General features: G+C 61.0%; 11 protein-coding genes. 3 read left to right on the top strand and 8 right to left on the bottom strand.

The features are described 5' to 3' along the window. Positions 1–3: 3 nt before the first annotated feature. The 8 genes from NJC38_RS15980 to NJC38_RS16015 all read right to left on the bottom strand — a co-directional run bounded on the left by NJC38_RS15980 (position 4) and on the right by NJC38_RS16015 (position 8,867). On the bottom strand, positions 4–792 hold the full coding sequence (locus tag NJC38_RS15980; protein ID WP_253115681.1) for an IclR family transcriptional regulator: 789 nt from the start codon (positions 790–792) through the stop codon (positions 4–6). A gap of 106 nt (positions 793–898) precedes the next feature. Next, the gene (locus NJC38_RS15985; protein WP_253115683.1) at positions 899–1,474 is read right to left on the bottom strand and encodes a sarcosine oxidase; all 576 of its coding nucleotides are present in this window, start codon (positions 1,472–1,474) and stop codon (positions 899–901) included. A gap of 2 nt (positions 1,475–1,476) precedes the next feature. Next, positions 1,477–4,383: a 2Fe-2S iron-sulfur cluster-binding protein gene (locus NJC38_RS15990; RefSeq protein ID WP_253115685.1), complete on the bottom strand. Its 2,907-nt coding sequence runs from the start codon at positions 4,381–4,383 to the stop codon at positions 1,477–1,479. Then, on the bottom strand, positions 4,380–4,682 hold the full coding sequence (locus tag NJC38_RS15995) for a sarcosine oxidase subunit delta (protein WP_253115687.1): 303 nt from the start codon (positions 4,680–4,682) through the stop codon (positions 4,380–4,382). The genes NJC38_RS15990 and NJC38_RS15995 overlap by 4 nt, the downstream gene beginning before the upstream one ends. Before the next feature lie 14 nt (positions 4,683–4,696). Next, entirely contained in the window at positions 4,697–5,938 is a 1,242-nt protein-coding gene (locus NJC38_RS16000; protein ID WP_253115689.1) for an FAD-dependent oxidoreductase, read from the bottom strand. After that, a complete protein-coding gene (folD, locus tag NJC38_RS16005; protein ID WP_253115691.1) occupies positions 5,929–6,825 on the bottom strand; it encodes a bifunctional methylenetetrahydrofolate dehydrogenase/methenyltetrahydrofolate cyclohydrolase FolD in 897 nt (298 codons plus the stop codon). The genes NJC38_RS16000 and folD overlap by 10 nt, the downstream gene beginning before the upstream one ends. Beyond that, positions 6,822–7,688, bottom strand: coding sequence for a formyltetrahydrofolate deformylase (gene purU, locus NJC38_RS16010; RefSeq protein ID WP_045491858.1), 867 nt, complete (start codon positions 7,686–7,688; stop codon positions 6,822–6,824). Before purU ends, folD begins: the two co-directional genes overlap by 4 nt. Positions 7,689–8,267: 579 nt before the next feature. After that, the gene (locus NJC38_RS16015) at positions 8,268–8,867 is read right to left on the bottom strand and encodes an XRE family transcriptional regulator (RefSeq protein ID WP_045491856.1); all 600 of its coding nucleotides are present in this window, start codon (positions 8,865–8,867) and stop codon (positions 8,268–8,270) included. A 282-nt stretch (positions 8,868–9,149) separates the two neighbouring features. On the opposite strand from NJC38_RS16015, the gene glnT reads away from it, so the two are divergent. The 3 genes from glnT (at position 9,150) to NJC38_RS16030 (ending at position 12,217) form a co-directional block, all read left to right on the top strand. Beyond that, the gene (gene glnT, locus NJC38_RS16020; protein WP_253115693.1) at positions 9,150–10,484 is read left to right on the top strand and encodes a type III glutamate--ammonia ligase; all 1,335 of its coding nucleotides are present in this window, start codon (positions 9,150–9,152) and stop codon (positions 10,482–10,484) included. Positions 10,485–10,615: 131 nt separating this feature from the next. Beyond that, on the top strand, positions 10,616–11,521 hold the full coding sequence (locus NJC38_RS16025) for a glutamine amidotransferase family protein (RefSeq protein ID WP_253115695.1): 906 nt from the start codon (positions 10,616–10,618) through the stop codon (positions 11,519–11,521). A gap of 12 nt (positions 11,522–11,533) precedes the next feature. Beyond that, complete coding sequence (locus NJC38_RS16030) at positions 11,534–12,217, top strand: protein glxC (protein WP_253115697.1); 684 nt, start codon at positions 11,534–11,536, stop codon at positions 12,215–12,217. Positions 12,218–12,230: the final 13 nt, after the last annotated feature.

Here is a 12,230-nt window from a genome sequence, read left to right on the forward strand (position 1 = left end):
TGTTTAAGCCAGCGCAGGTGTGTCCCGGTAACCCAGTTCACGACTGATACAGGCGCTGGTTTCCAGCAGCAGGGTCTGAAAACGCTCCGTGGCGCCTTCAGGGTCCATCACGGCATCGGGCCCGGACAGGTTGATTGCCGCCGTCACCTGCCCGGTGTGATCGCGGATTACCGTGGCAATCGCGGTGGAGTAATCGGAGCGATGCACGACCCAGCCGCGCTCGCGGTCCTGGCGGATCATGCTTTGTAGTTCGGGTAATGTCCGCGGTGCGGGTGGCGGGTAATCGTCCAGGCGAATGTGCTGGTACAGTGCCCCGAGCCGGGCATCATCCAGGGCGGTGAGCAACATGCGCCCCATGGCAGTGCAATGGCAGGCAATACGCGTACCCACCGGAATGTTTACCGACAGGCGCTGGGCGGCAAACGCCCGATACAGGTACAGGCTGTCGGTGTGTTCACGGATGCTCAGATGACACGACAGTGAAGTGCGGTCGCGCAGGGCGTTGAGCGCCGGCATGGCGACATCGACGATGTCCCGGCTCGCCAGATAGCTGAAGCCGTCGCTGACCACCCGCGCACCGAGTTCATAGTGGCTGTTGAGCTTGTTCAGATACCCCATGTGCGTCAGCGTGACCAGAATCCGGTAGATCGCCGAGGTGCTAACCTGCAGCCGCTCGGCGATCTCCTGAATGCTCAACGCACGCACCTGGGCGTTGAACAGGCCCAGCACGCTCAACCCCCGGGCCAGGGCCGGGACCAGATAGTCGACGTCTTTGTCCAGAGGTTCGATCATGCAATCTCCAGGGTGATGCATTGGACCGTAGGAGCTGCTTGAGCAGCGAAGGCTTCGCAGCTAAAGCTGCTCCCAAGTCCTGTGTTTGCTGCGCGATCGGCCCTGCTCAGGCAAATTCGCCCATCGCATCGAGCAACGCCGCCTTGAAATACTCCAGCGAGCAGCGATCAAAGAGGATCTGCAGGCACGGCGTCAGCGCCGACCCTGCATTGATCACGATCACGCTGATCCGCGCTGCCGAGGTCTGAGCCACGGCGCCGGGGCCGAAAGCCTGGGCCCGCAGGTCGACGCCGCACAGCTTGGCCATCACCTCACTGACCGCGCTGCCCGACAGTTGCAGCCAGGCGTGGCTGTCCTGGCGCGGCAGCAGGTAGTTGGCGTTGTGATCCAGCTCCCAGCGGGCCTCTTCATCGGCAATCCGTTCGCCCTGATCGGCGGGGCTGCCCAGTAGCAGGTATTCAGTTTGCGACAGCCGCACCACATGGCTGCCATCGTCCTGGGTCACGGCGCGGTTGGGTGCGTCTGGCAGGGCAAAACCGCGCGCCGCCAGGTACTCAGCGCTCTGTGTGCCGCGAAAGCCGACCCGCGGCAGGTCGGTCAGGTCGCTCAGGCTGCACAACGCCAGGCTATCGGCGTTTATCGGGCGCCGGGTGGTGACATTTTCAACAAGAAGGCTGGACATGTTCAAAGCTCCTGACGCTGGTTTTCAGGGTCGAAGAAAGGCAGTTGCACCACGGTGGCCTGGACCATCACGCCACCCTCGACGCGAATCGGGATCTGCTGGCCGGGCTGGCTCTGATCAAAACCTGCATAGGCCAGGCCGATGATCTTGCCGAGGGTTTGCGAGTACTCGCAGGACGTCACGTTGCCACTGATGTCCGGGCCGCTGAGCACCAGATGGCCTTCGAGCGGCTGCGGGCTGCCCGCTGGCAGGGTGAAACCGACCAGTTTGCGCTTTTGCGGCTGGGCCTGGAGGATGTCTATCGAGCGGCGGCCGACAAAAAACGGCTTGTTGCGGCTGACCGCCCAGTTCATATCGATTTCGCCGGGATGGGTCATCCCGTCGGTGTCCTGGCTGATAATCACGTGGCCTTTTTCCAGGCGCAGCAGGCGCTGGGTCTCGACCCCGAATGGCTTGATATCGTATGGCTTGCCGGCCTCGATCAGCGCATCCCACAGCTGCACGGCATGGCGGGCCGGCACATGGATCTCATAGCCCAGCTCACCGACAAAGCCGACCCTCAGCAGCCGCGCCTTGATCCCGGCGACCGTGCCCTGGCGCACGCCCAGATAAGGAAAACCGGCGGCAGACAGGTCGATGTCATGACACAGCTGTTCCAGCACTTTGCGTGAGTCGGGACCGGCCACGTTGACCGCGCTGATCGCGGCAGTAACGTTGGCGATATCGACATCCAGCCGCCACTGCGCATTCCACTTGAGCATTTGCTGATAGATACGGTCCACGCCGCTGGTGGTGGCGGTGACGTAGAAGTGCTGCTCGGCAAAGCGCGCGCACACCCCGTCGTCGATCACTGCGCCCTGTTCGTTGGTCATCAACGCATAGCGCGAACGGCCCACCGGCTGCTTGATAAAGGCAAAGGTGTACATCCGGTTCAGCAGCTCGGCGGCGTCCGGTCCGCGGATGTCCAGCCCGCCCAGGGTCGAGACGTCGATGATCCCGACCTTGCTGCGCACATGCCTGGCTTCGGCCTGCATGCAGGCATCGCGTTGTGCGGGCTGGCCATAGAACGCCGGACGCTGCCAGATACCGGCGGGCATCATTTTCGCGCCTGCCTTTACATGCCGGCTGTGCATCGGGGTCTGGCGGTACGGGTCGAAGCCGCGCCCGGCGACGTGCGCGAGCTTTTCCGCTTCGAACGGCGGCCGCGCGGTGGTGACCCCGGTTTCACTGATGCTGCGCTGGGTCGCAGCGGCGACCAGGCGTGCGGTCGGCAGCGCCGAGTGGCGGCCCTGGGAGGGACCCATGCCCACCGTCGAATAACGCTTGACCAGTTGCACATCGCGGTAACCGATGCGCGTGGCATTGACGATATCGCGCACCTGCAGGTCTTCGTCAAAGTCGACGAAATCCTTGCCTTTGGGGTGCGGGAAAATCGGCCAGGGGAAATTCACCTGTGCCTCGCCTTTGAGCGGCGCGGCCTGCTGGGTGGTATGCAGGCCAAGGCTGGCAATGATGTCGAGGGCGGCGCGGGTGGCGTCTGCCAAGACGTTGTCCAGGCTGTGCTGGCCGTTTACGGAACCGGCAATGTTCAGATTGGCCGGCAGGCCGCTGAGGCTGAACTCGGCGCTTTGCTCGTCATAGGCGAGCTTGCCACCGGCCTGGCACAGCAATTGATAAACCGGCATATAGCCGCCTGACATACACAGCAGGTCGCAGTCCAGGGTCATGCCGGCACTGGCCACCTGGCCTTGGCCGGTGATTTTGCGCAGGTCTACAGCGCTGATATGGCGCATGGCTTTTTCGTGCAACGCTTCGTAAACGGTGGTGCCGGCATGGCAAGTGATGCCGCGTTTTTCCAGCTCGATCAACAGGTTGCGGTCGGCTGGCTGATTGCGCAGGTCGGCCAGTGCCGCCACCTGCACGCCCTGATCATGCAGATCCAGCGCGGCCAGATAGCCGTCATCATTACCGGTGAGTACCACGGCGCGTTGGCCGGGCTTGACCGCATACAGCTTCATCAGCCGTTGCGCGGCACTGGTCAGCATGATGCCGGGCAGGTCGTTGTTGCGGAAAATCACCGGCTGATCGAACGAGCCGCTGGTGATCAGGCACTGCGTCGCGCGCACTTTGTACAGGCGTTTGCCTTGAATCACCGGCAGGTAGTTGTCGGTGAACCAGGCGTTGCAGGTGGCGCTGTGCAGAATCCGGATATTGGCGTGGCCTTCTACGGCCGCCACCAGTTCGGCGCGCAGTTGCCCGGCCCGCTGACCTTCAAGGTCAAAGCGCGCATACGTCAGCGAGCCGCCCAGAATCGGCTGCTGCTCGATCAGCAGCACCTTGGCGCCGGCATTGGCGGCGGTCAGCGCCGCTTGCAGGCCGGCGGGACCGGCGCCGATCACTGCCAGGTCGGTAAACAGATACGCCTTGTCGTAGTACTCGGGCTTGAAGCCGAGGTCCAGCACACCCATGCCGGCTTTTTTGCGGATCACCGGCTCCCAGACTTTCCACATGCCCTTGGGCTTATAAAAGGAGCGGTAGTAGAACCCCACCGGCATGAATTTGGAGAACTTGCCGAGCAGGGCGTCCTTGTCGTTGTCCAGTGAGCCGTTGTAGTTCTGGCCGCTGACCCGCAGGCCGTTCTCCAGGGCAAACGTATCGGCCAGCACATTGGGCTCGCGGGGCAGTTGCACCAGGGTATTGGCGTCTTGCCCGGCCATGCTCAGCGGGCCGCGCGGGCGGTGGTACTTGAACGAGCGCGACAGCAGATGACGGCCGCTGGCGAGCAGGGCGCTGGCAATGCTGTCGCCTTGCAGGCCTTCATAGGCCTTGCCATCGAAGCTGAAGGTCAGCGGCTTGCTGCGGTCGATCAGCAGGCCCATCGGGGCGGGCAGGCGGTTGGCGGTACTCATCCTGCGATCTCCTGAGTCTGTTGGGTGAATTCGACCCGGCTGTTGAACAGCTCGCGGGCATCGAAGGTGCGCACAATCTCGTCACTGCCGGTGTGGCGCTCGGCCAGAAACCAGTAACTCGATGGCGTGTGCATCCACCACTCGCGAATCACCCCCAGCGTGTCTTCGCTGTTGAATACGTAGTCGGCCCACTCGGCATCGCTGCAGGTCTGCGGGTCGGGCATGGGTTTGAATTCGCCGCCGTAGGTGAATTCGCTGATGTTGCGCGGCCCGTTGAGCGGGCATGTCATGACTTTCATGTGTCGCTCTCCGCTTAGTGGCTGGCCGCCGTGGCGCCCATTTCGTTGACTTGCTGGAAGGTCGAGAAACGCTCCAGGCCAAATGGCTTGATCAGCTCCGGGACCTTGCCGCCACTGGCGACCAGCTCGGCCATGGTCTTGCCGCAGATCGGCGTGGCCTTGAAACCCCAGGTGCCCCAGCCGGCGTCCAGGTAGTAGTTCTTGACCGGCGACAGGCCCATGATGGGGCTGTAATCGGGGGTCATGTCGGTGATCCCGGCCCACTGGCGCATCAGCTTGGCGTTGGCCAGAAACGGGAACATCTCGATGGCGTGCGAGAGCAGGCTTTCTTTCAAGTCGAGCGTTGAGCGAGTGTTGAACAGCGGGTAGGGGTCCGAGCCACCGCCGAACACCACCTCGCCACGGCTGGTCTGCTGCACGTAACAGTGCAGCGCCGAAGAACTCACCAGCGGGTCGAGAAACGGCTTGAACGGCTGGGTGACCATCGCTTGCAGCGGGAAGGTCTGGATCGGCGAGCGGATGCCGGCCTTTTTCATCATCTGCGAACTCATGCCGGCCACCGCCTGCACCGCGCAGCCACAACGCACCGTGCCCCGGTTGGTCTTGACCGCCGTGATGGCGCCGTTTTCGATCACCAGTTCCTGAACGTCGGTCAGTTGATGAATCTCGACCCCGCGCTTGGCGGCCTGCTTGGCGTAGCCCCAGGCCACCGCGTCGTGCCGCGCTGTCGCCCCGTCGATGTGCCAGAGCCCGGCGAGCACCGGAATATGCCCCGGATCAAGGTTAAGGGTGGGCACCAACTCGCGGATCTGCTGACGGTCGATCATCTCGGTGCGCCCGCCAAAGTGTTTGTTGACCTCGGCGCGCTGGCGGAATGAACGCACCGTGGCGTCGGTATGCGCCAGGGTCAACTGACCCCGGTGCGAATACATGATGTTGAAGTCGAATTCATTGGACAGCCCTTCGAACATCCGTACCGATTCAGCGTAGAACTTCACCCCCTCGCTGGTCAGGTAGTTGGAGCGGATCACCGCCGTATTACGCGCGGTGTTGCCGCCGCCCAGGTAGCCTTTTTCCAGCACCGCGATATTGCTGATGCCGTGGTACTTCGACAGGTAGTACGCAGTGGCCAGGCCGTGGCCGCCACCGCCGATGATCACCACGTCATAGGCTGGCTTGAGTTCTTTGGGCGGCGGCAGATCGACCTCCACCGGGTACTCGGAGCTCAGTCCATATTTCAAGAGACTTAAAGGCATACGGCCTCCGGCTGGCTGCTGTGGGCATGCGCCTGCTGTTGCGCGGCGATCAGGGTGTTTTTCATCAGAAAGGCGATGGTCATCGGCCCGACCCCGCCGGGCACCGGGGTGATGGCCGAGACCTGGGGCAGGGCGGCGTCAAAGTCGACATCACCGACCAGCCGGCTACGGTCGTGGTCCTGAATACGGTTAATGCCCACGTCAATCACCACCGCGCCGGGCTTCAGCCAACTGGCGTCGATCATCCGCGGCCGGCCGACTGCCGCGACCACGATGTCGGCCAGTTGGCACAGCGCCTTGGCATCCTGGCTGCGCGAATGCACCACCGTCACCGAGCAGTGGGCCTTGAGCAGCAAGGCTGCCATCGGCTTGCCGACAATGTTCGAGCGGCCAATCACCACCGCGTGCTTGCCGCTCAGGTCGCCGAGGGTTTGCTCCAGCAGGTACATGCAGCCGGTGGGGGTGCAGGGCGTGAGTACGTCACGGCCCTGGCTCAGGCCGCCAACGTTCTCGCTGTGAAAACCGTCGACATCCTTGCCCGGATCAATGGCCTGCAAGGCGCGGGTTTCTGCAATGTGTCCGGGTAACGGCAGTTGCAGCAGAATGCCGTTGACCGAAGCGTCGTTATTCAACTCGGCGATCAAGTCCAGCAGCCGGGCCTGCGGGCAATCGGCTGCCAGCCGGTACTCGATGGAGCGGATCCCGCATTCCTCGGCGCGCAGAATCTTGTTGCGCACATACACCTGGCTGGCCGGGTCTTCACCGACCAGAATCACCGCCAGCGCTGGCTGGATGTGATCGGCCTTGAGCATCAGCACGTCCTGTTTGACCTGCTGCAGCACCCGGGCAGCGGCGGCTTTGCCGTCGATCAGTTTTGAGCTGTTCACCGGAAGATCACCGTTCTGTCAGTGTTGAGAAAGACCCGGTGTTCAAGGTGATAACGGACCGCCTTGGACAGCGCCACGGTTTCTGTGTCGCGGCCGATGGCGACCAGGTCATCAGGCAGATAGGCGTGGTCGACCCGCTGTACTTCCTGCTCGATGATTGGCCCCTCGTCCAGGTCGCTGGTCACGTAATGCGCGGTGGCGCCGATCAGCTTCACGCCACGCTCATAAGCCTGGTGATACGGCTTGGCACCTTTGAAACCCGGCAGGAACGAGTGGTGGATATTGATGGCGCGGCCTGAAAGTTGCTTGCACAGATCATCGGAGAGGATCTGCATGTAGCGCGCCAGCACCACCAATTCAGTACCGGTCTCGTTGACCACCTGCATCAGCGCCGCTTCCTGAGCGGCTTTGGTGTCTTTGGTCACCGGCAGGTAGATAAACCGGATGCCCTCACGCTCGGCCATCGGCCGCAGATCGAGGTGATTGGAGACAATGGCGGTGATGGTCATGTGCATCTCGCCCTTGTGATAGCGATACAAGAGGTCGGTCAGGCAATGATCGAACTTGCTGACCATCAGCAGCACCCGCATCGGCCGGCTGCTGTCATGCAGCTCCCAGTCCATGTCAAAGCTGGCCGCTACATCGCTGAACCCCGCCTTGAGCTGCTCGATGTCACCGGCGTGACCCTCATTGAAGCGAAACACCGCGCGCATGAAAAAACGCCCGCTGAACTCATCATCAAACTGCGCCATTTCACCGATGTAGCAAGCGTTACCCGCCAGATACGACGTCACCGCCGCGACAATCCCGGACGTCGCCGGACAGCTGATCTTCAGGATGAAATGGTTCTTTTCGTGTTGCATGGCACGTCCTCGGAAAATGGCGGCAGCTCAACGCAGAGCGAAAAAATTCAGCAGTAAATTCTGGTTTTAAGGGTGAATAAAAATTCCCCTAAGGAATTAAATATTCGTCTTGGCGAATTTATAGGTGAAAGCGGACGGGCCGTCCAGAGAAATCTGGAAAGAATATTTCTTGTGGGGAAAGTTGCGCCGTGGGCGCGGGCGGCAAGCGGTAAGCTTCAAGCGGCAAGAAAAAAGCCTAAGCCAGGCTCCATTTGCTTTTGCTCTTCGAACCGAGATGGTCCACGCGACGCCAATCGCGACTTGGGCGCGGGCCGGGCGGCGATTCGCTTTAGCCGCGAAGGCTTCCCGGCTAACGCCAATACATTCACTTAAGCACTGTATGCCCCCGGTGGGAGCTGGCTTGCCGGGGTGCCGGACCACAGCGAAGACGGCGGCGCATTCGCAGCAGATGCTGTGACTTTACTGGCCCCTTCGCGAGCAGACCGGGGCGCCGGCCGGCTCTTCCCACTGGGTCCGTGTCTGCTGCGCGACAGCGCGGCGCCGAGGCGGCGGGCGATCTCCTACACAGAGGCGAGCGGCTTACTCGCCCTGCGCCCCATAGTTCATGATCGACAACAACCGGATCGGCACTTGCACCAGTTGCTCCGGCCCATGCGGCACCTCACCGTCGAAGGTCAGGCTGTCGCCGGCTTCCATCCGGTACAACTGATTGCCATGCCGGTAAATCAGCTCGCCCTCCAGCAAATGCAAAAACTCGGTGCCCGGATGCGAGAAGGTCGGAAACTCTTCGCTGGCGTCATCCATGCTCACCATATACGCCTCGAAACTCTTCTTTGGCCCACGGGTGTGGTTAAGCAAATGATAGGTATGGCCCTTCTCCGTACCGCGGCGCACCACCTCCAGCCCTTCATCCTTTTTGACCAGCAACGCCGTGCTGCCCTGCTGATCGTACTGGCTGAACAGTTTCGACATCGGCATGCCCAGCACATCGCATAAACGGCCCAGGTTATCCAGGCTGGTCGACACCTGGGCATTCTCGATCTTGCTCAACATCCCTTGGCTGATTCCGGCGATACGCGCCACATCCGCCAGCTTGAGTTCCTGAGCCTGGCGCTGGCGTTTGATCTGAATGCCGATGTACTGCTCCAGCTTGAGCTTGGGGGTGTCCGATTGAGTCATAGGCTGTGCACGGTTTCCGTTCAATAATTTTTATTTCGCACTGAGAATGTGCAGCGAGTTTCGTATGGCTGTTTTGCCGGTGAAATATTCGCGGTGGGAAAACAAGTTTCCCATATATACAGAACAAAAGGCCCGATAAAAGGATTTTTAGCCCTGACTGAAAAACTGGCAAGGGCATTGCATTCCTGTAATGAAAGTAAGTTTCCTGATCGGAATAAGTGCTTCCGGCAGCGAAACAGGGGTTGTTCTTTCAAGCCGCTTTCGTCACAGGAGTCACGCTCTATGTTGCCAACAGAAACACAGCGTCTGATCCAGGAGCACGGCATCAAGTACGTGCTGGCTCAGTTCGTCGATATTCACGGTTCGTCCAAGACCAAATCGGTGCCGGTCAGCGGCCTGGAAATGGTCGCCGAGAGTGGCGCCGGGTTCGCCGGGTTCGCCATCACTGGTATGGGCATGGAGCCTCACGGTCCCGACTTCATGGCCCGTGGCGACCTGTCGTCACTGGTGCCGGTGCCATGGCAGCCCGGTTATGGTCGCGTGGTGTGCATCGGTCATGTTGAAGGTAAACCCTGGCCTTACGACAGCCGCTACGTGCTGCAACAGCAGGTTGAGCGTCTGAGCCAGCGTGGCTGGACCCTCAACACCGGGCTGGAGCCTGAATTCAGCCTGTTCAAGCGCGATGCTGCCGGCCAACTGCAACTGGTCGATGCCAGCGATAACCTCGACAAGCCTTGCTATGACTACAAAGGTCTGTCGCGTTCACGCGAATTTCTCGAACGTCTGACCGAAGCCCTGCAACCGGTGGGCTTTGACATCTACCAGATCGACCACGAAGACGCCAACGGCCAGTTCGAGATCAACTACACCTACAGCGACGCCATGGAGTCGGCCGATCGCTTCACCTTCTTCCGCATGGCCGCCGGCGAGATCGCCAACGACATGGGCATGATCTGCTCGTTCATGCCCAAGCCGGACCCCAAGCGCGCCGGTAACGGCATGCACTTTCACCTGTCGATCAGCAGCGCAACCAACAAGAACCTGTTCCACGACGCCAGTGACCCAAGTGGCATGGGCCTGTCGAAAATGGCCTACCACTTCGCCGCTGGCCTGCTGGCCCACGGTCCCGCGCTGTGCGCGTTTGCGGCCCCTACAGTCAACTCCTACAAGCGGCTTGTGGTTGGCAACTCGTTGTCGGGTGCGACCTGGGCGCCGGCGTTCATTGCCTTTGGCTCCAACAACCGCTCGGCGATGGTTCGCGTGCCCTATGGGCGCCTGGAGTTCCGCCTGCCGGATGCTGGCTGCAACCCGTATCTGGTCAGCGCCGCGATCATTGCCGCCGGCCTTGACGGTATCGATCGGCAGTTGGAAGTCCCGATGGTGTGCAACGAAAACCTTTACAAGCTCGGCCTTGAAGAGATCGCCGCGCGCGGCATCAAGACCTTGCCGCAATCGCTCAAGGAAGCCTGCGACGCGCTGGAGGCCGACCCGCTGTTTGCCGAGGTGCTGGGCCCGGAAATTGTCGGTGAGTTCATCAAGCTCAAGCGCATGGAGTGGGTGGAATACAGCCGCCACGTCAGCGACTGGGAAGTGAAGCGCTACACCGAGTTTTTTTAAGCCACACGTTTCAAGCCGCAAGCTGCAAGCAAAAGCAGAGTTGCGGTGAGTACACGATTTTCTATCAACACGGTCAGCTTGAAGCTTGCAGCTTAAAGCTAGCCACTGCCGAACAAAGTGAGGCCTGCCTTATGTGTGGAATTGTTGGTTTGTATTTGAAGAACCCGGCGCTGGAATCGCAGCTCGGCAAGCTCTTCGAGCCGATGCTCGAAGCCATGACCGATCGCGGCCCGGACAGTGCAGGTTTTGCCATTTATGGCGATGAAGTGGCTGATGGCTGGGTCAAGCTAACCTTGCAAGCCACCACCGAAGGCTATGACTTCGCCGCGTTGGTCGATGGTGTGAAGAGCAAATTGGATGCCGAACTGGACTGGTTTCAGAACGCCAGCGCCATCGTGCTGAAAATCAAGGCTGAAGAAGCCGTAGTACGTACCGTACTGGCCGAGCTGGCGCCGAGCGTGCGCATCATGAGCGCCGGGCAGAGCATCGAGATCCTCAAGGGCATGGGCTTGCCACGGGAAATTTCCGAGCGCTTCGGCCTGGCCGGCATGAAGGGTAGCCACATCATCGGCCACACTCGCATGGCCACTGAAAGTGCGGTGACCATGGAGGGCAGCCACCCGTTCTCCACTGGTGCTGACCTGTGTCTGGTGCACAACGGTTCGTTGTCCAACCACTTCCGTCTGCGCCAGGAGCTGCGCCGTGAAGGCATCAACTTCGAGACCGAGAACGACACCGAAGTGGCCGCCGGTTACCTGGCCTGGCGCCTGCAACAGGGCGACTCGCTCAAGCAGGCGCTGGATAACTCACTCGAAGCGCTGGACGGTTTCTTCACCTTCGCCATCGGCACCCGCAACGGCTTTGCCGTGATCCGTGATCCGATTGCCTGCAAGCCCGCGATCCTTGCCGAAACCGAGGACTACGTGGCCATGGCTTCGGAGTATCAGGCGCTGTCCAGCTTGCCAGGTATCGAAAACGCCAAGGTCTGGGAACCTGTTCCCGCCACCATGTACATCTGGGAACGCGAGTCGGCTTAAGGAGCACGCATTATGAAAACCATCGATCTGTCCAACGCCAGCGTGCGTGATCTGAACCAGGCTCTGCACGACCAGGCCAAAACCGTCGAAGAGCGCGAGTGGTTGGTGACCCACCCCAACGGTGCGCACAACCTGGCCGTGGGCGTCAACGAAGCCATCTCTATCGATATCCAGGGCCACGCCGGCTATTACTGCGCCGGGATGAACCAGAAAGCCTCGGTCACCGTGCACGGCAATGTCGGCGTGGGCTGCGCCGAGAACATGATGAGCGGCTACGTGCGGGTCAAAGGCAGCGCCTCCCAGGCGGCCGGCGCTACCGCCCACGGCGGCCTGCTGGTCATCGAAGGCGATGCCGGTGCGCGTTGCGGGATTTCCATGAAAGGCATCGACATCGTGGTCGGTGGCAGCATCGGCCACATGAGCTGCTTCATGGGCCAGGCCGGGCGCCTGGTGGTATGCGGCGATGCCGGGGATGCGCTGGGCGACTCGTTGTATGAAACCAAAATCTTCGTCAAAGGCAGCGTCGAGTCACTGGGCTCTGACTGCATCGAGAAAGAGATGCGCGCCGAGCATATCGAAGAGTTGCAGGCGCTGCTCAACCGCGCCGGTTTCAAGGAAAACGCCGCCGATTTTAAACGCTACGGCTCGGCGCGCCAGCTGTACAACTTCAAAGTCGATAACGCCAGCGCGTACTGATCAGGAGCACTAA

Source organism: Pseudomonas sp. 21LCFQ010 (assembly GCF_024129905.1).
Lineage (GTDB): Bacteria > Pseudomonadota > Gammaproteobacteria > Pseudomonadales > Pseudomonadaceae > Aquipseudomonas.